Raw genomic sequence first — 20114 nt, forward strand, 5'->3', positions numbered from 1 at the left:
ACCCACATCGAGACCGAGAGAAGACTGAAGCCTTATGGCTACCACTTCGCTTGACCTGGCCAGGGTGCGGAACATCGGCATCATGGCCCACATCGACGCGGGCAAGACGACCACCACCGAGCGGATCCTGTTCTACACCGGTGTGTCCTACAAGATCGGTGAGGTCCACGACGGCGCTGCCACCATGGACTGGATGGAGCAGGAGCAGGAGCGTGGCATCACGATCACCTCTGCTGCCACCACCTGCCACTGGTCGCTGGACGACGTCGACCACACCATCAACATCATCGACACGCCGGGCCACGTCGACTTCACCGTCGAGGTGGAGCGTTCCCTGCGCGTGCTCGACGGTGCCGTGACGGTGTTCGACGGCGTCGCCGGCGTCGAGCCGCAGTCCGAGACGGTGTGGCGTCAGGCGGACCGCTACGGCGTTCCGCGTATCTGCTTCGTCAACAAGCTCGACCGCACCGGTGCCGAGTTCCACCGCTGTGTCGACATGATCAGCGACCGGCTGGGTGCCCAGCCGATCGTGATGCAGCTGCCGATCGGCGCGGAGGCCGACTTCAAGGGCGTCGTGGACCTGGTCCGCATGAAGGCGCTCGTGTGGTCCGCCGAGGCGACCAAGGGCGAGATGTACGACGTCGTCGACATCCCGGCCACGCACACCGAGGCCGCCGAGGAGTGGCGCGGCAAGCTGCTCGAGGCCGTCGCCGAGAACGACGAAGAGATCATGGAGCTGTACCTGGAGGGCCAGGAGCCCACCGAGGAGCAGCTGTACGCGGCCATCCGCCGCATCACGATCGCTTCCGGCAAGGGCCAGGGCACCACGGTGACCCCGGTCTTCTGCGGCACCGCGTTCAAGAACAAGGGCGTTCAGCCCCTGCTCGACGCCGTCGTGCGCTACCTGCCGTCGCCGGTCGACATCGAGGCCATCGAGGGCCACGACGTCAAGGACCCCGAGACGGTCATCAAGCGCAAGCCGTCCGACGACGAGCCGCTGTCGGCGCTGGCGTTCAAGATCATGAGCGACCCGCACCTCGGCAAGCTCACCTTCGTCCGCGTGTACTCCGGCCGCCTGGAGTCCGGCACCGCCGTGCTGAACTCCGTCAAGGGCCGCAAGGAGCGCATCGGCAAGATCTACCGCATGCACGCCAACAAGCGTGAGGAGATCGAGTCGGTGGGCGCCGGCGACATCGTCGCCGTCATGGGCCTGAAGCAGACCACCACCGGTGAGACCCTGTGCGACGACAAGTCGCCGGTCATCCTGGAGTCCATGGACTTCCCGGCGCCGGTCATCCAGGTCGCCATCGAGCCCAAGTCGAAGGGCGACCAGGAGAAGCTGGGCGTCGCGATCCAGCGCCTGGCCGAGGAGGACCCGTCCTTCCAGGTCCACTCGGACGAGGAGACCGGCCAGACCATCATCGGTGGTATGGGTGAGCTGCACCTCGAGGTGCTGGTCGACCGTATGCGCCGTGAGTTCAAGGTCGAGGCCAACGTCGGCAAGCCGCAGGTCGCGTACCGCGAGACCATCCGCAAGTCGGTCGAGAAGGTCGAGTACACCCACAAGAAGCAGACCGGTGGTACCGGCCAGTTCGGCCGCGTCATCATCTCGGTCGAGCCGATCGAGGGTGGCGACGCCTCCTACGAGTTCGTCAACCAGGTCACTGGTGGTCGTATCCCGAAGGAGTACATCCCTTCGGTCGACGCCGGCTGCCAGGAGGCCATGCAGTTCGGCATCCTCGCCGGTTACGAGATGACCGGTGTGCGTGTCACGCTGCTCGACGGTGCCTACCACGAGGTGGACTCCTCCGAGCTCGCCTTCAAGATCGCCGGTTCGCAGGCCTTCAAGGAGGCCGCGCGCAAGGCCAGCCCCGTGCTGCTCGAGCCGATGATGGCCGTCGAGGTCACCACGCCCGAGGACTACATGGGTGATGTCATCGGCGACATCAACTCCCGCCGTGGCCAGATCCAGGCCATGGAGGAGCGGGCCGGTGCCCGCGTCGTGAAGGGCCTCGTGCCCCTCTCGGAGATGTTCGGCTACGTCGGCGACCTGCGCAGCAAGACGTCCGGCCGCGCCAGCTACTCCATGCAGTTCGACTCCTACGCCGAGGTTCCGCGGAACGTCGCCGAGGAGATCATCGCGAAGGCCAAGGGCGAGTAACGGACCTCGCGTCCACGCCGTAGGCTTGACTCCGGAGCCTCGTGGGGCAAACAACCGCATCACGGATGTTTGCCCCCGGGATCCGGGACATCCAGCAAAGATCACCTGGCGCCGATGAAGTAAGGCGTACCAGAACCACTCCCAGGAGGACCCCAGTGGCGAAGGCGAAGTTCGAGCGGACTAAGCCGCACGTCAACATCGGCACCATCGGTCACATCGACCACGGTAAGACGACCCTCACGGCCGCCATTACCAAGGTGCTGCACGACGCGTACCCGGACCTGAACGAGGCCACCCCGTTCGACAACATCGACAAGGCGCCCGAGGAGCGTCAGCGCGGTATCACCATCTCCATCGCGCACGTCGAGTACCAGACCGAGGCGCGTCACTACGCCCACGTCGACTGCCCGGGTCACGCGGACTACATCAAGAACATGATCACGGGTGCGGCGCAGATGGACGGCGCCATCCTCGTGGTCGCCGCCACCGACGGCCCGATGCCGCAGACCAAGGAGCACGTGCTCCTGGCCCGCCAGGTCGGCGTTCCGTACATCGTCGTCGCCCTGAACAAGGCCGACATGGTGGACGACGAGGAGATCCTGGAGCTCGTCGAGCTCGAGGTCCGTGAGCTCCTCTCCGAGTACGAGTTCCCCGGCGACGACGTTCCGGTCGTCAAGGTCTCCGCTCTCAAGGCCCTCGAGGGCGAGAAGGAGTGGGTGGACTCCGTCCTCAACCTGATGAAGGCCGTCGACGAGTCGATCCCGCAGCCGGAGCGCGACGTCGACAAGCCGTTCCTCATGCCGATCGAGGACGTCTTCACCATCACCGGTCGCGGTACGGTCGTCACCGGCCGTATCGAGCGTGGTGTCCTGAAGGTCAACGAGACCGTCGACATCATCGGCATCAAGACCGAGAAGACCACCACCACGGTCACCGGCATCGAGATGTTCCGCAAGCTGCTCGACGAGGGCCAGGCCGGTGAGAACGTCGGTCTGCTTCTCCGCGGTATCAAGCGCGAGGACGTCGAGCGCGGCCAGGTCATCATCAAGCCGGGCTCGGTCACCCCGCACACCGAGTTCGAGGCCCAGGCCTACATCCTGTCGAAGGACGAGGGTGGCCGCCACACCCCGTTCTTCAACAACTACCGCCCGCAGTTCTACTTCCGTACCACGGACGTGACCGGCGTCGTGCACCTCCCCGAGGGCACCGAGATGGTCATGCCGGGCGACAACACCGAGATGCGCGTCGAGCTCATCCAGCCCGTCGCCATGGAGGAGGGCCTGAAGTTCGCCATCCGTGAGGGTGGCCGGACCGTGGGCGCCGGCCAGGTCACCAAGATCCTGAAGTAAGTTCCGACTTGCTTGAGGGTCACTTGACCTGAGTGGCTCGAAGGGGCCCGTACGACTTCGGTCGTACGGGCCCCTTTGCCATGTCGGGGGCCAGTGGGCTAGGAGGCCGCTTCCGGCTGGGGCTGCGGCCCGACGTAGATCAGGGCGAGGACGACCGCGCGGACCACCAGGCCGCCGAGGAGGGCGGTGAGGAACCCGTCGACGTGGAGGCCGTAGTCCAGTTGCCCGCCGATCCAGGAGACCAGCAGCCACAGCAGCGTGTCCTGCGCGACGCCGACGACCGTGAGGATGAGCAGCGCGAGCGGCGGAGCGCTGCGGATGGCGTGCGGATAGGTGTAGATGAGCTGGTTGACGATGACGAAGACGGCGCCGGCCAGGATCACCCCCCACGCCGCGCCGTCGTCGAGTCGTGAGGTGATGCCCGGGAGCAGCGCGGTGGCCGCGGCGACCGCGAGATAGGTGCCGAGGAAACGTCTTCGCTTGTACATGGCCGGATCATGAGGGCGCGGTGCGGGCGCCGACAAGAGGGTTACGGCGGCCCCGATGAAACCTGGGGGAACCTTCTGCGGCGGGTTGGGAAGAAGTCCGGCAAGTTCCGTGCCTGCGCGGGGAGTTTGTTCTTGTCTGTCCCTGTGGGGCGGATCGTGCGGTCGTAGCGTGAGCCGTCGATCGACGACATGAACGAGGACGGCTGGCTTCTTGATGCAGGGGTTGATACACGCGGAACGGACGGCTGCACGGAGGGTGATCGTCCGGGAGCCGGAGATCGGGGCCGCCGGCCGGGCCCGCCCCCGGCTGTACGTCGTCGACGGCATCCGCCTGGTCGCCGCGCTGATGGTGACGCTGCACCACTACGCCGGTACGCACCGGGTGGACCAGCCGGGCAACGCGATCTGGGAGCGGCCGGTCTCGGAGCTCATGCCGAGCTGGTTCCGGGTGGCGTCCTACGGCTGGATCGGCGTCGAGATCTTCTTCGTCATCAGCGGCTTCGTCATCTGCATGTCCTGCTGGGGCCGTACCCCGAAGGACTTCTTCGTCTCCCGGGTGATCCGCCTCTACCCGGCGTACTGGTTCGGGGTCGTCTTCACCACGGCGGTCGTCGCGACGCTGCCGGGCGTGTGGGAACGCCTGCCACTGCGCGAGGTGCTGCTGAACCTGACGATGCTTCAGCAGGGTTCGGACGTGCCCAACGTCGACCTCGTCTACTGGACGCTCTGGTCCGAACTCCGCTTCTACCTGCTCTTCCTCGTCGTCGTCGCCATGGGCCTGACCTATCGGCGGGTCGTGGTGTTCTGCTGCGTCTGGGGCGCGGCGGCGATGATCGCGCCGGTGTCCGAGTTCCCGCTTCTGATCCTGGTCGCCGATCCCAGCGGCGCCTGGTACTTCATCGCCGGCCTCGCCCTCTACCTGATGCACCGCTTCGGCCAGGACCTGCTGCTGTGGGGCATCCTCGGCATGTCCTGGCTGATGGGCCAGCTGGAGCTGGCGGAGCGGGTGGCGTACGAGCAGGTCAGCGGCTGGCGCGGCGCGGTGCTGATCTACTCCGCCTTCCTGCTGCTCATGGTCGCCGTCGCACTCGGCCGCACGGACCGCGTCCGGTGGCGGTGGCTGGCGACGGCGGGCGCGCTGACGTATCCCCTCTACCTCACGCACTACCTCGCCGGCACGGCGATCATCGCCCGTCTGCGGGACACGATGGACCCGCGGCTGCTGGTGGTGACGGTGCTCGCCGGCTTCCTGCTGCTGAGCTGGCTGGTGCACCGGGTGGTGGAACGGCCGGTGGCCAGGGTGCTGCGGAGGGGGTTGGAGGAGTCGTTCCGGCGGCTGCGGGGGGCGGGGGCGCGGTCCGGGCCCGTAGGCGGGGTCCGGGGGCCGGCTTGAGCCGGCCCAGGCTGTCCGCGGCCGCCCGCCCCCGGCCGCTCACCGGTAGCGGATCACGTGCAGCCGGTGGACGCCCGTCGTGTCGAACGACACCGGCTCGTCCGTCGAGCCGTCGACCACCATCACCCCGTCCTCCAGCCGCAGTGCGTTCATCAGCCGACCGACGGCTTCCCGGCCGCGCCCGTCCGTGCGGCGCACCCGGATCAGGGCCCGGGCGCCGACCGCGAGCGCCGACGCCGCGTCCAGCGCCGACTGCCAGTCACCGTGCTCCGACACGGACAGCACCTACTGGCACGCGGACGCGCCGAAGGCGATGAGGAGGACGAAGGCGATCCCGAGGAGGGCGGGGAGGACGGCGCGGGGCAGGGCCGGGTGGAGGCGGGACGTCGGAGGGGCCGTGCCGTCGATCAAAGCGGCGGGGTGGGGGCTGGGGAGGGCGGAGCTACCCGGGCGGAATGAGTAGAAGACCTCAGTTGTGCGGAACCGCTTGTGCAGCCGTGAACGAACGGCTTAGGAATGATCAAGCCTTTCCCGTCCTGCCCTCCCTTCCGCCCCTTGCGCCCCTTTCATCCCTTCCCTGAACCAGAGAGTGAAGCCGTGAGTACTCGTCCGTCCTCCGAACAGCCCGGCGAGCAGCCCTCCATATCGGACGAGGAGCTGGAGGCCTTCCTCCGCGAGGCGGCGGAGGGCGGAGGTGCCGCCGCCGCGCCGAAGGAGCCGTCCGCACGGGCGCGCATGGTGGCCCGCCGGCTGCGGGAGCAGGGCGACGCGGCCCCGCCGGGCTGGCGTACGGGCCCCACGTGGGAGGAGACGCAGGGCCGCACCCGCCGCAGGCGCAGGCTGGGCGCGGCGATCGGCGTCCTGCTCACCGTCGGTCTCGCGGTGGTCGCGATCCGGCCCTCGCTGGTCCTGGACCACCTGCCCGGCGGCGACGACGCCTCGCCCTCCGCCTCCGCGGCCCCTCTCGCCGGCGACGGCCCCACTCTCGACGCCCCCTTCCGCGGCTCGCCCGCCCGCTCCTGGGCCGAGGGCGAGGACGCGATCGAGCTCCCGGCGGCCAAGGCGGTCGGCGACATGAGCGAGAAGGACGTGGAGCTGGCCCTGCGCCGCACCAAGGAGCTCCTGGTCGCCGCCAACCTCGACCCGGAGGTACGGCGCGGCGGGCACCCGGAGAAGGCCCTGTCCCTGCTCGACCCCGAGCAGCCGGACATGCTCCCGGACGCCCGCCGCTCCCTGCGCTCCCCGGACCGTGAGCACGACCCGGTGAACCTGTTCACACGCTTCGACCCGGACGAGGTACGTCCGGTGGGGGACGTCGTCAAGGTGCGCGGCACGATGACCTACGAGGCCGGCAAGCCCGGCCAGGTCCGCGTACGCGCCGACTACACCTTCGTCTACCCCGTGGTGAAGGCCGAGCCCGGCGCCGACCGCGTCTCCCGCACCATCGTCCGCCGCGAACTGACCCTGCTCCTCTCCGACCCCGCCCGCTGGACGGCCACCCCCGGAAAACTCCAGGTGGAACGCTACGACGCGGCATTCTTCAACGTGGCCTGCGAAAACGAGGGCGGCTTCCTCCACCCGTCCTTCCCCACCACCGCCCCCACCGCCCACCCACCCACGGGCGAGACCCACGACCCGTACGACCGCGACACTCCGCTGGGCGAGGTGGTGGAGGGGCAGGACTGCGGGACGGTGACACGCAGCTAACCCACGCGGCTCACCCGGAGGGGCCCGCCTGGGCGGGACTCAGCGCCGAGGGCGCAGTGGTACGAGGACTGGCGCGAGGACATGCGCAAGGCGGGCGTCGAACGGCACGCCACCGACGTCCAGGGCGCCCGCCTCGACAAGGCGGTCGGCTACCAGTCGCTCGCCACTCTCATGCAAAAGGGCCATGGCTACGCACCGGACATGCGCGAGGTGCGGCAGCTCCGGCAGGCGGGTCCCGCAGCTCAGCGCGGCGGCCCGCTCGGTCGCTCCGTGCGCGAGGAACGCCGGCCCGGAAAGGACCTCGTCGGAGACGTCGTCGCAGTCCCGCCCGGGCCGTGACGGTCAGCAGGCCGGGCGCCCCGTCCGAGGTGACGGCGGCGCACCCCGCGCGCACGGTGACGGACCGGTCGGTGTACGACCCGAGGGCGCCGCCGCGCGGTCGCGCATGTCGTCGTAAGTGAGCCGGAAGGCCCACAGGCTCGCGCCGATGCCCGCCACCGCCGTGCCGCACCACTGTCGGGTAAGCATGTTCATGGCGGTGAAGGGTGGCAGGTGTTTGACCTGCGTCACGCTCGGGGTATTCTCTCCGGCTCGATTGGCGTCGGCCCTGCCCTGTGTGGCAGACTGTCCGAGTTGCTCGGTCGAGTGTTGATGCTGCGCGCCTCCCGCCGGGAGGACCGGAAGCGAGTCCCACAGTACTCGTCGTCCTAACTGCCACTACGGCAGCACTGGGGCGGACGTACGGGAATCTTCCGGGAAGCGTCGGTGCGGCACCGGCCAGGCACCCGGTGGGCTTCTCGCCTCCGGCTTGCGGTTCCGGTAGGGCCGTGTGCATTCCCCGCAGGGATGTTCGAACAAGGGACATCTGTGTCAGCGGGAGCGCGACACGCCCGACCGCGTGGGTCGGAGAAACCGAAGAAGATTCCGGGTTCCAGAGCTGTAGAGAGACAGGACTACGAAGTAGCCATGGCGGGACAGAAGATCCGCATCCGGCTCAAGGCCTACGACCACGAGGTCATCGACTCTTCGGCGAAGAAGATCGTCGAGACGGTGACGCGTACTGGTGCGTCGGTCGCGGGCCCGGTGCCGCTGCCCACTGAGAAGAACGTGTACTGCGTCATCAAGTCGCCGCACAAGTACAAGGACTCGCGCGAGCACTTCGAGATGCGCACGCACAAGCGCCTGATCGACATCCTCGACCCGACCCCCAAGACCGTTGACTCTCTGATGCGACTCGACCTCCCGGCCGGTGTCGACATCGAGATCAAGCTCTGAGGCCGGTGATCTGAACGATGGCTAAGCAGATCAAGGGCATCCTGGGCGAGAAGCTCGGTATGACGCAGGTGTGGGACGAGAACAACCGTGTTGTTCCGGTCACCGTCGTCAAGGCCGGGCCGAACGTCGTCACCCAGGTCCGCACGAACGACGTCGACGGCTACGAGTCCGTCCAGATCGCCTTCGGCGAGATCGACCCGCGCAAGGTGAACAAGCCCCTCAAGGGCCACTTCGCCAAGGCCGACGTCACCCCCCGTCGCCACCTCGTCGAGATCCGCACCGCGGACGCCTCCGAGTACACGCTCGGCCAGGAGATCACCGCTGAGGTGTTCGAGGCCGGCGTGAAGGTCGACGTGACCGGCAAGAGCAAGGGCAAGGGCTTCGCCGGTGTCATGAAGCGCCACAACTTCCGTGGCCTCGGCGCCGGACACGGCACCCAGCGCAAGCACCGCTCGCCCGGTTCCATCGGTGGCTGCGCCACCCCGGGCCGCGTGTTCAAGGGCCTCCGCATGGCGGGTCGCATGGGCAACGAGCGGGTCACCACCCAGAACCTGACCGTCCACGCCGTTGACGCGGAGAAGGGTCTGCTGCTCATCAAGGGCGCGGTTCCCGGTCCGAACGGCGGCCTCGTCCTGGTCCGCACCGCGGCCAAGGGGGCCTGAGGTAACCGATGAGCACTGTTGACATCCTTTCGCCGGCGGGCGACAAGGCCGGTTCCGTCGAGCTCCCCGCGGAGATCTTCGGCGTTGAGAAGGTCAGCGTTCCGCTGATCCACCAGGTCGTCGTCGCACAGCTGGCCGCTGCCCGCCAGGGCACGCACAAGACCAAGACCCGTGGCGAGGTCCGTGGTGGCGGCAAGAAGCCGTACCGCCAGAAGGGCACCGGTCGCGCCCGTCAGGGTTCGACCCGCGCGCCGCAGTTCGCCGGTGGTGGCGTCGTGCACGGTCCCGTGCCGCGCGACTACTCGCAGCGCACCCCGAAGAAGATGAAGGCTGCCGCTCTGCGTCACGCCCTCACCGACCGGGCGCGTCACAACCGCATCCACGTCGTCACCGGCGTGGTCGAGGGCGAGACCCCCTCCACGAAGGCCGCCAAGAGCCTGTTCGGCAAGATCAGCGAGCGCAAGAACCTGCTCCTGGTCGTCGACCGCGCCGACGAGGCCGCGTGGCTGTCCGCCCGCAACCTGCCCCAGGTCCACATCCTGGAGCCGGGCCAGCTGAACACGTACGACGTTCTCGTCTCCGACGACGTGGTCTTCACCAAGGCCGCCTTCGAGTCCTTCGTGTCCGGCCCGAAGGCCAATGACACCGAAGGGAGCGAGGCCTGATGGCTATCCGTCACCCCGCCATTGCCTCCAAGGCCGCCAAGGCCGCCAAGGCCGCGCGCGTCGCCAAGGCGCGTCGCCACGCCGCCGAGGGCAAGAACACCGTCGTCACCCCGGCGAGCAAGGCGTACACGGACCCCCGTGACGTCCTGATCAAGCCGGTCGTGTCGGAGAAGAGCTACGCGCTCCTCGACGAGAACAAGTACACGTTCATCGTCGCGCCGGGCTCCAACAAGACCCAGATCAAGGAGGCCGTGCAGGCGGTCTTCCAGGTCAAGGTCACCGGGGTCAACACGATCAACCGCCAGGGCAAGCGCAAGCGGACCCGCACCGGCTTCGGCCAGCGCGCGGCGACCAAGCGCGCGATCGTGACCCTCGCCGAGGGCGACCGTATCGACATCTTCGGCGGTCCGACCGCCTGAGGGCGGTCCGGATCGTCCGATATCGGACGAGGACTGAGAAATGGGAATCCGCAAGTACAAGCCGACTACGCCGGGCCGCCGTGGCTCCAGCGTCGCCGACTTCGTCGAGGTCACGCGGTCCACGCCGGAGAAGTCGCTGGTCCGTCCCCTGCACAGCAAGGGCGGCCGTAACAATTCCGGTCGTGTGACCGTTCGCCACCAGGGTGGCGGCCACAAGCGCGCCTACCGCGTGATCGACTTCCGTCGTCACGACAAGGACGGCGTGCCGGCGAAGGTCGCGCACATCGAGTACGACCCCAACCGCACCGCGCGCATCGCGCTGCTGCACTACGCCGACGGCGAGAAGCGCTACATCCTCGCCCCGCGCAACCTGCAGCAGGGTGACCGCGTCGAGAACGGTCCCGGGGCCGACATCAAGCCGGGCAACAACCTGGCCCTCCGCAACATCCCGGTCGGTACCACGATCCACGCGATCGAGCTCCGTCCCGGTGGCGGTGCCAAGTTCGCCCGCTCCGCCGGTGCCTCCGTGCAGCTGCTCGCGAAGGAGGGCGCCTACGCCCACCTGCGCATGCCGTCCGGAGAGATCCGCCTGGTCGACGTGCGCTGCCGCGCCACTGTCGGCGAGGTCGGCAACGCCGAGCAGTCGAACATCAACTGGGGTAAGGCCGGCCGCAAGCGCTGGCTGGGCGTTCGCCCGACCGTCCGTGGTGTGGTCATGAACCCGGTCGACCACCCGCACGGTGGTGGTGAGGGTCGTACCTCCGGTGGCCGCCACCCGGTCTCCCCGTGGGGCAAGAAGGAAGGCCGTACTCGTTCGCCCAAGAAGGCGTCGAACAAGTACATCGTCCGCCGCCGCAAGACGAACAAGAAGCGCTAAGGACGGGTTGAGATGCCTCGTAGCTTGAAGAAGGGGCCCTTCGTCGACGACCACCTGATGAAGAAGGTGGACGCCCAGAACGAAGCCGGTACCAAGAACGTCATCAAGACCTGGTCCCGTCGCTCGATGATCGTGCCGGCCATGCTCGGTCACACTCTCGCGGTGCACAACGGCAAGACCCACATCCCGGTGTTCGTCACCGAGTCGATGGTCGGCCACAAGCTCGGCGAGTTCTCGCCGACGCGCACCTTCCGGGGCCACGTCAAGGAAGACCGGAAGTCGAAGCGCCGCTAGTAGCGGATCGCATTCAGACACGTAAGTAACTGAAGGGACAACCATGGAAGCCAGGGCCCAGGCGCGGTACATCCGCGTCACGCCCATGAAGGCCCGCCGCGTGGTGGACCTTATCCGTGGCATGGACGCCACGGAGGCTCAGGCGGTCCTGCGATTCGCTCCGCAGGCTGCCTCCGTGCCGGTCGGCAAGGTGCTCGACAGCGCCATTGCCAACGCCGCGCACAACTACGACCACACCGACGTCGACAGCCTCTACATCGCAGAGGCCTACGTCGACGAGGGCCCGACCCTGAAGCGGTTCCGTCCGCGCGCCCAGGGCCGTGCCTACCGGATCCGCAAGCGGACCAGCCACATCACCGTGGTCGTCGCCAGCAAGGAAGGAACCCGGTAATGGGCCAGAAGGTAAACCCGCATGGGTTCCGGCTCGGTGTCACCACGGACTTCAAGTCCCGGTGGTACGCCGACAAGCTGTACAAGGACTACGTCAAGGAAGACGTCGCCATCCGTCGGATGATGACGTCCGGTATGGAGCGCGCCGGTATCTCCAAGGTGGAGATCGAGCGCACCCGTGACCGCGTCCGCGTCGACATCCACACCGCGCGTCCCGGCATCGTCATCGGTCGCCGCGGCGCCGAGGCCGACCGTATCCGCGGCGACCTGGAGAAGCTGACCGGCAAGCAGGTCCAGCTGAACATCCTCGAGGTCAAGAACCCGGAGACGGACGCTCAGCTGGTGGCCCAGGCCGTCGCCGAGCAGCTGTCCTCCCGCGTCTCCTTCCGTCGGGCCATGCGCAAGAGCATGCAGTCCGCCATGAAGGCCGGCGCCAAGGGCATCAAGATCCAGTGTGGTGGCCGCCTCGGCGGCGCCGAGATGTCCCGCTCGGAGTTCTACCGCGAGGGCCGTGTGCCCCTGCACACGCTCCGCGCGAACGTGGACTACGGCTTCTTCGAGGCCAAGACGACCTTCGGCCGCATCGGTGTGAAGGTCTGGATCTACAAGGGCGACGTCAAGAACATCGCCGAGGTCCGCGCCGAGAACGCCGCTGCCCGCGCCGGCAACCGCCCGGCCCGTGGTGGCAACGACCGCCCGGCCCGTGGTGGCCGCGGTGGCGAGCGTGGCGGGCGCGGTCGCAAGCCGCAGCAGGCTGCCGGCGCCGAGGCCCCCAAGGCCGAGGCTCCCGCCGCCGCCGCTCCGGCTGAGAGCACCGGAACGGAGGCCTGACCGAAATGCTGATCCCCCGTAGGGTCAAGCACCGCAAGCAGCACCACCCGAAGCGCAACGGTATGTCCAAGGGTGGGACGCAGGTTGCGTTCGGCGAGTACGGCATCCAGGCGCTGACCCCGGCCTACGTCACGAACCGCCAGATCGAGGCGGCTCGTATCGCGATGACCCGCCACATCAAGCGTGGCGGCAAGGTCTGGATCAACATCTACCCGGACCGCCCCCTCACCAAGAAGCCGGCCGAGACCCGCATGGGTTCCGGTAAGGGTTCCCCGGAGTGGTGGGTCGCCAACGTCAAGCCCGGACGCGTCATGTTCGAGCTGTCGTACCCCAACGAGAAGATCGCCCGTGAGGCGCTGACCCGTGCGGCCCACAAGCTGCCGATGAAGTGCCGGATCGTCAAGCGCGAGGCAGGTGAAGCGTGATGTCGGCCGGTACCAAGGCGTCCGAGCTGCGCGAGCTGGGCAACGAGGAGCTTCTGGCGAAGCTCCGCGAGGCCAAGGAAGAGCTGTTCAACCTCCGCTTCCAGGCGGCGACGGGTCAGCTCGAGAACCACGGTCGGCTGAAGGCCGTCCGTAAGGACATCGCGCGGATCTACACCCTGATGCGCGAGCGCGAGCTGGGCATCGAAACGGTGGAGAACGCATGAGCGAGAACAACGTGACTGAGCAGAACACCGAGGCGCGCGGCTTCCGCAAGACCCGCGAGGGTTACGTCGTCAGCGACAAGATGGACAAGACCGTCGTCGTCGCAGTCGAGGACCGCGTCAAGCACGCGCTGTACGGCAAGGTCATCCGCCGTACCAACAAGCTCAAGGCGCACGACGAGCAGAACGCCGCGGGTGTCGGCGACCGCGTCCTCCTCATGGAGACCCGGCCGCTGTCCGCGACGAAGCGCTGGCGCGTCGTCGAGATCCTCGAGAAGGCCAAGTAATTCCTGCGGGGCAAACCCCGCAGGTCAGTTCCGCCAGGCTCCGGGGGCCGCTCGGTTGAGCGGCCCCCGGGGAACCGGCAGACGATCAGGAGATAGACGTGATCCAGCAGGAGTCGCGACTGCGTGTCGCCGACAACACTGGTGCGAAGGAGATCCTTTGCATCCGTGTGCTCGGTGGCTCCGGTCGCCGCTACGCGGGCATCGGTGACGTCATCGTCGCCACCGTCAAGGACGCGATCCCCGGTGGCAACGTGAAGAAGGGTGACGTCGTCAAGGCGGTCATCGTTCGCACCGTCAAGGAGCGCCGCCGTCCGGACGGCTCGTACATCCGCTTCGACGAGAACGCCGCCGTCATTCTGAAGAACGACGGCGACCCTCGCGGCACCCGCATCTTCGGCCCGGTCGGCCGTGAGCTGCGCGAGAAGAAGTTCATGAAGATCATCTCGCTCGCGCCGGAGGTGCTGTAAGCATGAAGATCAAGAAGGGCGACCTGGTCCAGGTCATCACCGGTAAGGACAAGGGCAAGCAGGGCAAGGTCATCGCGGCCTTCCCCCGCGAGGACCGCGTCCTGGTCGAGGGTGTCAACCGGGTCAAGAAGCACACGAAGGCCGGCCCGACCGCCAAGGGCTCCCAGGCCGGCGGCATCGTGACCACCGAGGCGCCGATCCACGTCTCCAACGTCCAGCTGGTCGTGGAGAAGGACGGCAAGAAGGTCGTCACGCGTGTCGGCTACCGCTTCGACGAAGAGGGCAACAAGATCCGCGTTGCCAAGCGGACGGGTGAGGACATCTGATGGCTACCACCACCACTCCGCGTCTGAAGACGAAGTACCGCGAGGAGATCGCGGGCAAGCTGCGTGACGAGTTCAAGTACGAGAACGTCATGCAGGTTCCCGGCCTCGTCAAGATCGTGGTCAACATGGGTGTCGGCGACGCCGCCCGTGACTCGAAGCTGATCGAGGGCGCGATCCGCGACCTGACCACCATCACCGGTCAGAAGCCGGCCGTCACCAAGGCCCGCAAGTCCATCGCGCAGTTCAAGCTGCGTGAGGGCCAGCCGATCGGTGCCCACGTCACCCTGCGTGGCGACCGCATGTGGGAGTTCCTGGACCGCACCCTGTCGCTCGCGCTGCCGCGCATCCGCGACTTCCGCGGCCTGTCCCCCAAGCAGTTCGACGGCCGGGGCAACTACACCTTCGGTCTCACGGAGCAGGTCATGTTCCACGAGATCGACCAGGACAAGATCGACCGCGTCCGGGGTATGGACATCACCGTGGTCACCACGGCGACCAACGACGAAGAGGGCCGCGCGCTCCTCCGTCACCTCGGCTTCCCGTTCAAGGAGGCGTGAGCGAGATGGCGAAGAAGGCTCTCATCGCGAAGGCTGCTCGCAAGCCCAAGTTCGGCGTGCGCGCGTACACCCGCTGCCAGCGCTGCGGTCGTCCGCACTCCGTCTACCGCAAGTTCGGCCTCTGCCGCGTGTGCCTTCGTGAGATGGCTCACCGTGGCGAGCTGCCGGGCGTGACCAAGAGCTCCTGGTAATCCCGGTAATTCGGGATTCCTGGACCTCTCGGTAAGCAACCGGGACGGCGGGGGCGCCTCCCCTCATGGCTTAGGCTAGGAGGGTTGGGCCCCTGCCGCCCTGAACGCCCGCGGACAGAGTCCGCTAACGATTGCTTACTACGCCGTAGGTCCCCGTGCCGCACCCGTCCCGTCCATGTATGGGGAGAGGGATGGCGCATATAGGAAACCCCGGCGAGAAAGGCCACAGGCCAATTCATGACCATGACTGATCCGATCGCAGACATGCTGACTCGTCTGCGTAACGCGAACTCGGCGTACCACGACTCGGTGTCGATGCCGCACTCCAAGATCAAGTCTCACATCGCGGAGATCCTCCAGCAGGAGGGCTTCATCACGGGCTGGAAGGTCGAGGACGCCGAGGTCGGCAAGAACCTCGTCCTCGAGCTGAAGTTCGGCCCGAACCGTGAGCGCTCCATCGCGGGCATCAAGCGGATCTCCAAGCCCGGTCTCCGGGTCTACGCGAAGTCCACCAACCTGCCGAAGGTCCTGGGCGGCCTGGGCGTGGCGATCATCTCCACGTCGCACGGTCTGCTGACCGACAAGCAGGCGCAGAAGAAGGGCGTGGGTGGGGAAGTCCTCGCCTACGTCTGGTAACGGAAGGGAACGGAGGAAACAGCTATGTCGCGCATCGGCAAGCTCCCCATCCCGGTTCCCGCCGGCGTGGACGTCACCATCGACGGCCGTACGGTCAAGGTCAAGGGCCCCAAGGGCGAACTGACCCACACCATCGTTGCGCCGATCGACATCGCTAAGGGCGAGGACGGCACCCTTCAGGTGCTGCGCCCGAACGACGAGCGGCAGAGCAAGGCCCTGCACGGCCTGTCCCGCACGCTGGTGGCGAACATGATCACCGGTGTGACCCAGGGATACGTCAAGAAGCTCGAGATCAGCGGTGTCGGTTACCGCGTGACCGCCAAGGGCTCGAACCTCGAGTTCGCGCTCGGTTACAGCCACCCGATCCTGGTCGAGGCCCCCGAGGGCATCACCTTCAAGGTGGAGACCCCGACCCGTTTCTCGGTCGAGGGCATCGACAAGCAGAAGGTCGGCGAGGTTGCGGCCAACATCCGCAAGCTGCGCAAGCCTGACCCGTACAAGGCCAAGGGCGTCAAGTACGAGGGCGAAGTCATCCGCCGCAAGGTCGGAAAGGCGGGTAAGTAAGCCATGGCATACGGGCAGAAGATCCTCAAGGGCGACGCCTACAAGCGCGCCGCGATCAAGCGCCGTCACCTGCGGATCCGCAAGCGGATCAACGGTACGGCCGAGCGCCCCCGTCTGGTCGTGACCCGCTCCAACCGCCACATCGTGGCGCAGGTGATCGACGACCTGAAGGGCCACACCCTGGCGTCGGCGTCCTCGCTGGACGCGTCGATCCGCGGCGGTGAGGGCGACAAGTCCGCGCAGGCCAAGCAGGTCGGCGCGCTGGTCGCCGAGCGCGCCAAGGCCGCCGGTGTCGAGGCCGTCGTGTTCGACCGTGGTGGCAACCAGTACGCCGGGCGCATCGCCGCCCTGGCCGACGCCGCCCGCGAGGCCGGGCTCAAGTTCTGAGCCACGGTTCCGTAGCTAGCGGAAACAGAGAGAGGTAATTCCAATGGCTGGACCCCAGCGCCGCGGAAGCGGTGCCGGTGGCGGCGAGCGGCGGGACCGGAAGGGCCGTGACGGCGGCGCTGCTGCCGCCGAGAAGACCGCGTACGTTGAGCGCGTCGTCGCGATCAACCGCGTCGCCAAGGTTGTGAAGGGTGGTCGTCGCTTCAGCTTCACCGCGCTGGTCGTGGTGGGTGACGGTGACGGCACCGTGGGTGTCGGTTACGGCAAGGCCAAGGAGGTGCCGGCCGCCATCGCCAAGGGCGTTGAGGAGGCCAAGAAGCACTTCTTCAAGGTCCCCCGGATCCAGGGCACCATCCCTCACCCCATCCAGGGTGAGAAGGCCGCCGGCGTCGTGCTGCTCAAGCCCGCGTCCCCGGGTACCGGTGTTATCGCCGGTGGTCCGGTGCGTGCCGTGCTCGAGTGCGCCGGTATCCACGACGTGCTGTCGAAGTCGCTCGGCTCCGACAACGCCATCAACATCGTGCACGCGACCGTGGAGGCCCTGAAGGGCCTGCAGCGTCCCGAGGAGATCGCGGCTCGCCGTGGTCTGCCGCTCGAGGACGTCGCTCCCGCGGCTCTGCTGCGTGCGCGTGCCGGGGTGGGTGCGTAATCATGGCGCAGCTCAAGATCACGCAGGTCAAGTCCTACATCGGCAGCAAGCAGAACCACCGTGACACCCTGCGGTCGCTTGGTCTCAAGGGGATCAACACCGTGGTCGTCAAGGAGGACCGCCCCGAGTTCCGCGGCATGGTGCACACCGTCCGCCACCTCGTGACGGTCGAGGAGGTCGACTGATCATGGCGGAGAACAACCCGCTGAAGATCCACAACCTCCGTCCGGCCCCCGGCGCCAAGACCGCCAAGACCCGTGTCGGTCGTGGTGAGGCGTCGAAGGGTAAGACGGCCGGTCGTGGTACCAAGGGCACCAAGGCCCGCTACCAGGTTCCGGAGAGCTTCGAGGGTGGCCAGATGCCGCTCCACATGCGTCTCCCGAAGCTGAAGGGCTTCAAGAACCCGTTCAAGACCGAGTACCAGGTCGTGAACCTCGACAAGCTGGCCGCGCTGTACCCGGAGGGTGGCGAGGTCACCGTCGAGGGTCTGGTCGCCAAGGGTGCCGTTCGCAAGAACGCGCTCGTCAAGGTGCTCGGCCAGGGCGAGATCTCCGTGGCGCTGCAGGTGACGGTCGACGCCGTCTCCGGCTCCGCCAAGGAGAAGATCACCGCCGCCGGCGGTACCGTCACCGAGCTCGTCTGAGTCCTTCAGGCGTCTCGATGACTTGAGCGATCCCGACCGGGGATACCCCACAAATGGGGTATCCCCGGTTGGTCGTTCCTAGGGTGGCAGTCTCGCCGGTAAGGTGGCCTGCACTGCCAACTTTCACCGGGTGCCGCACCTCGGGCACTCTGTGCGGCAGTTGACCGTTACGTATTCGTCGAATCCTCAAGACCGTCACCCTTGACGCAGCTGCGCGGGGGTCGCAGGAGGCACCGTGCTCACCGCGTTCGCCCGGGCGTTCAAGACGCCCGACCTGCGCAAGAAGATTTTCTTCACGCTCGGCATCATCGTGATCTACCGGATCGGTACCCACATCCCGATCCCCGGCATCGACTACAAGAGTGTCCAGGCGTGCATCGACCAGGCGGACGCCAACCAGGGCCTCTTCGGTCTGGTCAACATGTTCAGCGGCGGGGCTCTCCTGCAGGTCACGATCTTCGCGCTCGGCATCATGCCGTACATCACCGCGAGCATCATTCTTCAGCTGCTGACCGTGGTGATCCCCCGGCTGGAAGCCCTCAAGAAGGAAGGGCAGACGGGCACCGCGAAGATCACGCAGTACACGCGTTATCTGACGATCGCCCTCGCCGTCCTCCAGGGCACCGGTCTGGTGGCGACCGCCCGCAGCGGCAGCCTGTTCCCGAACTGCACGGCCGCCGCCGGCATCGTCCCCGACCGCTCGATCTTCGCCACGGTCACCATGGTCATCACCATGACCGCCGGCACCGCCGTCGTCATGTGGCTGGGCGAGCTGATCACCGACCGCGGTATCGGCAACGGCATGTCGATCCTGATGTTCATCTCGATCGCCGCGACGTTCCCGTCCGCGCTGTGGGCCATCAAGCAGTCGGGCTCGCTGGCCGACGGCTGGATCGAGTTCGGGACCGTCATCCTCGTCGGCCTGTTCATGGTCGGCCTGGTGGTCTTCGTCGAGCAGGCTCAGCGCCGTGTCCCCGTCCAGTACGCGAAGCGCATGATCGGCCGCCGTTCCTACGGCGGTACGTCGACGTACATCCCGCTGAAGGTGAACCAGGCCGGTGTGATTCCTGTCATCTTCGCGTCGTCGCTGCTCTACATCCCGGCGCTGATCGTCCAGTTCTCCAACTCCACTGCTGGCTGGGCGAGCTGGATCAACGGCAACCTGGCGGACACCGGGGCGCCCGTTCACATCGCGATTTACTTCTTCCTAATTGTCTTCTTCGCGTTCTTCTACGTGGCCATCTCGTTCAACCCCGAGGAAGTCGCGGACAACATGAAGAAGTATGGTGGCTTCATCCCGGGCATCCGGGCTGGCCGACCGACCGCTGAGTACCTGTCGTACGTGCTCAACCGGATCACCTGGCCGGGTTCGCTGTATCTGGGTCTGATCGCTCTCGTGCCGACAACGGCGTTGGCCGGTTTCGGGGCAAACCAGAACTTCCCCTTCGGTGGTACCAGCATCCTGATCATCGTGGGTGTCGGTCTCGAGACGGTGAAGCAGATCGAGAGCCAGCTCCAGCAGCGCAATTACGAAGGGTTCCTCCGCTGATGCGAATCGTCCTCGTCGGGCCGCCGGGTGCCGGTAAGGGTACGCAGGCCACGCGCCTTGCCGAGAAGCTGTCGATCCCGCACATCTCCACGGGCGACCTGTTCCGCGCCAACATCAGCCGGCAGACGGAGCTCGGCAAGCTCGCGAAGTCCTACATGGACGCCGGCAATCTGGTGCCGGACGAGGTCACGATCGCCATGGCGAAGGACCGCATGGAGCAGCCGGACGCCGAGAACGGCTTCCTGCTGGACGGCTTCCCGCGCAACGTCTCGCAGGCCGAGGCGCTGGACGAGCTGCTGACCACCGAGAACATCCGGCTGGACGCGGTGCTCGACCTGGAGGCCCCGGAGGACGAGGTCGTCAAGCGGATCGCCGGCCGGCGGATCTGCCGCAAGGACTCCAGCCACGTCTTCCACGTGACGTACAGCAAGCCCAAGACCGAGGGTGTCTGCGACGTCTGCGGCGGCGAGCTGTACCAGCGGGACGACGACTCCGAGGACACCGTCCGCAAGCGGCTCGAGGTCTACCACACGCAGACCGAGCCGATCATCGACTACTACAAGGCGCAGGGGCTGGTCGTGACCATCTCCGCGCTCGGTGCGGTGGACGAGGTCACGGGGCGGGCGCTGGAGGCGCTGAAGCGTGAGGACGACGGCAAGTAGCCGTCGGATGCGGTAGCGGCCGTGGCACCCCGAGGGGCG

Annotated in this window: 31 protein-coding genes; 28 read left to right on the forward strand and 3 right to left on the reverse strand. The window is 67.1% G+C overall.

Annotation, left to right across the window (positions count from 1 at the left end):
* Positions 1 to 34 precede the first annotated feature (34 nt).
* A complete protein-coding gene (gene fusA, locus ACIG0D_RS15980; protein ID WP_399800697.1) occupies positions 35 to 2161 on the forward strand; it encodes an elongation factor G in 2127 nt (708 codons plus the stop codon).
* A 155-nt stretch (positions 2162 to 2316) separates the two neighbouring features.
* Positions 2317 to 3510: an elongation factor Tu gene (tuf, locus tag ACIG0D_RS15985; RefSeq protein WP_166001513.1), complete on the forward strand. Its 1194-nt coding sequence runs from the start codon at positions 2317 to 2319 to the stop codon at positions 3508 to 3510.
* Between the two features lie 98 nt (positions 3511 to 3608).
* On the opposite strand, the gene ACIG0D_RS15990 is transcribed toward tuf, so the two are convergent.
* Entirely contained in the window at positions 3609 to 3998 is a 390-nt protein-coding gene (locus tag ACIG0D_RS15990; protein WP_399800700.1) for a phage holin family protein, read from the reverse strand.
* Positions 3999 to 4212: 214 nt separating this feature from the next.
* Here ACIG0D_RS15990 and ACIG0D_RS15995 point away from each other — a divergent pair, with 214 nt between their 5' ends.
* The gene (locus tag ACIG0D_RS15995; protein WP_399800702.1) at positions 4213 to 5391 is read left to right on the forward strand and encodes an acyltransferase family protein; all 1179 of its coding nucleotides are present in this window, start codon (positions 4213 to 4215) and stop codon (positions 5389 to 5391) included.
* A 39-nt stretch (positions 5392 to 5430) separates the two neighbouring features.
* Here the strand turns inward: ACIG0D_RS15995 and ACIG0D_RS16000 are convergent, their stop codons facing one another.
* Together ACIG0D_RS16000 and ACIG0D_RS16005 are read right to left on the reverse strand one after the other, a co-directional pair.
* Positions 5431 to 5667 carry a hypothetical protein gene (locus tag ACIG0D_RS16000; protein WP_399800704.1) on the reverse strand — a complete coding sequence of 79 codons (237 nt, stop codon included), beginning with the start codon at positions 5665 to 5667 and terminating at the stop codon, positions 5431 to 5433.
* A gap of 9 nt (positions 5668 to 5676) precedes the next feature.
* On the reverse strand, positions 5677 to 5802 hold the full coding sequence (locus tag ACIG0D_RS16005) for a hypothetical protein (protein ID WP_399800706.1): 126 nt from the start codon (positions 5800 to 5802) through the stop codon (positions 5677 to 5679).
* A 186-nt stretch (positions 5803 to 5988) separates the two neighbouring features.
* Here ACIG0D_RS16005 and ACIG0D_RS16010 point away from each other — a divergent pair, with 186 nt between their 5' ends.
* From ACIG0D_RS16010 to ACIG0D_RS16130, 25 genes are all read left to right on the forward strand, one after another.
* Positions 5989 to 7098 (forward strand): hypothetical protein, encoded by a 1110-nt coding sequence (locus tag ACIG0D_RS16010; RefSeq protein ID WP_399800709.1) that lies wholly within the window; start codon positions 5989 to 5991, stop codon positions 7096 to 7098.
* Between the two features lie 81 nt (positions 7099 to 7179).
* Complete coding sequence (locus tag ACIG0D_RS16015) at positions 7180 to 7437, forward strand: hypothetical protein (RefSeq protein ID WP_399800711.1); 258 nt, start codon at positions 7180 to 7182, stop codon at positions 7435 to 7437.
* Between the two features lie 627 nt (positions 7438 to 8064).
* Positions 8065 to 8373 carry a 30S ribosomal protein S10 gene (gene rpsJ / locus ACIG0D_RS16020; protein WP_003948644.1) on the forward strand — a complete coding sequence of 103 codons (309 nt, stop codon included), beginning with the start codon at positions 8065 to 8067 and terminating at the stop codon, positions 8371 to 8373.
* A gap of 17 nt (positions 8374 to 8390) precedes the next feature.
* Positions 8391 to 9035, forward strand: coding sequence for a 50S ribosomal protein L3 (rplC, locus tag ACIG0D_RS16025; protein WP_014674369.1), 645 nt, complete (start codon positions 8391 to 8393; stop codon positions 9033 to 9035).
* An 8-nt stretch (positions 9036 to 9043) separates the two neighbouring features.
* Positions 9044 to 9700: a 50S ribosomal protein L4 gene (rplD, locus tag ACIG0D_RS16030; protein ID WP_399800714.1), complete on the forward strand. Its 657-nt coding sequence runs from the start codon at positions 9044 to 9046 to the stop codon at positions 9698 to 9700.
* Positions 9700 to 10119, forward strand: coding sequence for a 50S ribosomal protein L23 (rplW, locus tag ACIG0D_RS16035; RefSeq protein ID WP_399800716.1), 420 nt, complete (start codon positions 9700 to 9702; stop codon positions 10117 to 10119). The genes rplD and rplW overlap by 1 nt, the downstream gene beginning before the upstream one ends.
* Before the next feature lie 40 nt (positions 10120 to 10159).
* Complete coding sequence (rplB, locus tag ACIG0D_RS16040) at positions 10160 to 10996, forward strand: 50S ribosomal protein L2 (protein WP_073940533.1); 837 nt, start codon at positions 10160 to 10162, stop codon at positions 10994 to 10996.
* Positions 10997 to 11008: 12 nt separating this feature from the next.
* On the forward strand, positions 11009 to 11290 hold the full coding sequence (gene rpsS / locus ACIG0D_RS16045) for a 30S ribosomal protein S19 (RefSeq protein WP_030233885.1): 282 nt from the start codon (positions 11009 to 11011) through the stop codon (positions 11288 to 11290).
* 43 nt (positions 11291 to 11333) lie between these two features.
* Positions 11334 to 11681 carry a 50S ribosomal protein L22 gene (gene rplV / locus ACIG0D_RS16050; protein ID WP_043503326.1) on the forward strand — a complete coding sequence of 116 codons (348 nt, stop codon included), beginning with the start codon at positions 11334 to 11336 and terminating at the stop codon, positions 11679 to 11681.
* Positions 11681 to 12511: a 30S ribosomal protein S3 gene (gene rpsC / locus ACIG0D_RS16055; protein WP_399800720.1), complete on the forward strand. Its 831-nt coding sequence runs from the start codon at positions 11681 to 11683 to the stop codon at positions 12509 to 12511. The genes rplV and rpsC overlap by 1 nt, the downstream gene beginning before the upstream one ends.
* Positions 12512 to 12516: 5 nt before the next feature.
* Positions 12517 to 12936 carry a 50S ribosomal protein L16 gene (gene rplP, locus ACIG0D_RS16060; RefSeq protein WP_029380975.1) on the forward strand — a complete coding sequence of 140 codons (420 nt, stop codon included), beginning with the start codon at positions 12517 to 12519 and terminating at the stop codon, positions 12934 to 12936.
* The gene (gene rpmC, locus ACIG0D_RS16065) at positions 12936 to 13160 is read left to right on the forward strand and encodes a 50S ribosomal protein L29 (RefSeq protein WP_007494763.1); all 225 of its coding nucleotides are present in this window, start codon (positions 12936 to 12938) and stop codon (positions 13158 to 13160) included. Before rplP ends, rpmC begins: the two co-directional genes overlap by 1 nt.
* Positions 13157 to 13444: a 30S ribosomal protein S17 gene (rpsQ, locus tag ACIG0D_RS16070; protein WP_028420769.1), complete on the forward strand. Its 288-nt coding sequence runs from the start codon at positions 13157 to 13159 to the stop codon at positions 13442 to 13444. Before rpmC ends, rpsQ begins: the two co-directional genes overlap by 4 nt.
* Before the next feature lie 98 nt (positions 13445 to 13542).
* On the forward strand, positions 13543 to 13911 hold the full coding sequence (gene rplN / locus ACIG0D_RS16075; protein ID WP_003998823.1) for a 50S ribosomal protein L14: 369 nt from the start codon (positions 13543 to 13545) through the stop codon (positions 13909 to 13911).
* 2 nt (positions 13912 to 13913) lie between these two features.
* The gene (gene rplX / locus ACIG0D_RS16080; protein WP_086167805.1) at positions 13914 to 14237 is read left to right on the forward strand and encodes a 50S ribosomal protein L24; all 324 of its coding nucleotides are present in this window, start codon (positions 13914 to 13916) and stop codon (positions 14235 to 14237) included.
* Positions 14237 to 14794 carry a 50S ribosomal protein L5 gene (gene rplE / locus ACIG0D_RS16085; RefSeq protein WP_014674377.1) on the forward strand — a complete coding sequence of 186 codons (558 nt, stop codon included), beginning with the start codon at positions 14237 to 14239 and terminating at the stop codon, positions 14792 to 14794. Before rplX ends, rplE begins: the two co-directional genes overlap by 1 nt.
* Before the next feature lie 5 nt (positions 14795 to 14799).
* Positions 14800 to 14985: a type Z 30S ribosomal protein S14 gene (locus tag ACIG0D_RS16090; RefSeq protein ID WP_003956452.1), complete on the forward strand. Its 186-nt coding sequence runs from the start codon at positions 14800 to 14802 to the stop codon at positions 14983 to 14985.
* 237 nt (positions 14986 to 15222) lie between these two features.
* A complete protein-coding gene (rpsH, locus tag ACIG0D_RS16095) occupies positions 15223 to 15621 on the forward strand; it encodes a 30S ribosomal protein S8 (protein ID WP_043503329.1) in 399 nt (132 codons plus the stop codon).
* A 24-nt stretch (positions 15622 to 15645) separates the two neighbouring features.
* Positions 15646 to 16185, forward strand: coding sequence for a 50S ribosomal protein L6 (gene rplF, locus ACIG0D_RS16100; RefSeq protein ID WP_399800724.1), 540 nt, complete (start codon positions 15646 to 15648; stop codon positions 16183 to 16185).
* Between the two features lie 3 nt (positions 16186 to 16188).
* Positions 16189 to 16572: a 50S ribosomal protein L18 gene (rplR, locus tag ACIG0D_RS16105; RefSeq protein WP_365759371.1), complete on the forward strand. Its 384-nt coding sequence runs from the start codon at positions 16189 to 16191 to the stop codon at positions 16570 to 16572.
* Positions 16573 to 16615: 43 nt separating this feature from the next.
* Entirely contained in the window at positions 16616 to 17221 is a 606-nt protein-coding gene (gene rpsE / locus ACIG0D_RS16110) for a 30S ribosomal protein S5 (protein WP_014674381.1), read from the forward strand.
* 2 nt (positions 17222 to 17223) lie between these two features.
* Positions 17224 to 17406 (forward strand): 50S ribosomal protein L30, encoded by a 183-nt coding sequence (rpmD, locus tag ACIG0D_RS16115; protein WP_003998814.1) that lies wholly within the window; start codon positions 17224 to 17226, stop codon positions 17404 to 17406.
* A gap of 2 nt (positions 17407 to 17408) precedes the next feature.
* Positions 17409 to 17864, forward strand: a complete 456-nt coding sequence (gene rplO, locus ACIG0D_RS16120) for a 50S ribosomal protein L15 (RefSeq protein ID WP_399800728.1) — start codon at positions 17409 to 17411, stop codon at positions 17862 to 17864.
* Positions 17865 to 18099: 235 nt separating this feature from the next.
* Positions 18100 to 19413 carry a preprotein translocase subunit SecY gene (gene secY / locus ACIG0D_RS16125; protein WP_399800730.1) on the forward strand — a complete coding sequence of 438 codons (1314 nt, stop codon included), beginning with the start codon at positions 18100 to 18102 and terminating at the stop codon, positions 19411 to 19413.
* A complete protein-coding gene (locus tag ACIG0D_RS16130) occupies positions 19413 to 20075 on the forward strand; it encodes an adenylate kinase (RefSeq protein ID WP_399800733.1) in 663 nt (220 codons plus the stop codon). The genes secY and ACIG0D_RS16130 overlap by 1 nt, the downstream gene beginning before the upstream one ends.
* Positions 20076 to 20114: the final 39 nt, after the last annotated feature.

It is taken from the genome of Streptomyces sp. NPDC052773 (genome assembly GCF_044547145.1).
Taxonomy (GTDB): Bacteria; Actinomycetota; Actinomycetes; order Streptomycetales; family Streptomycetaceae; genus Streptomyces.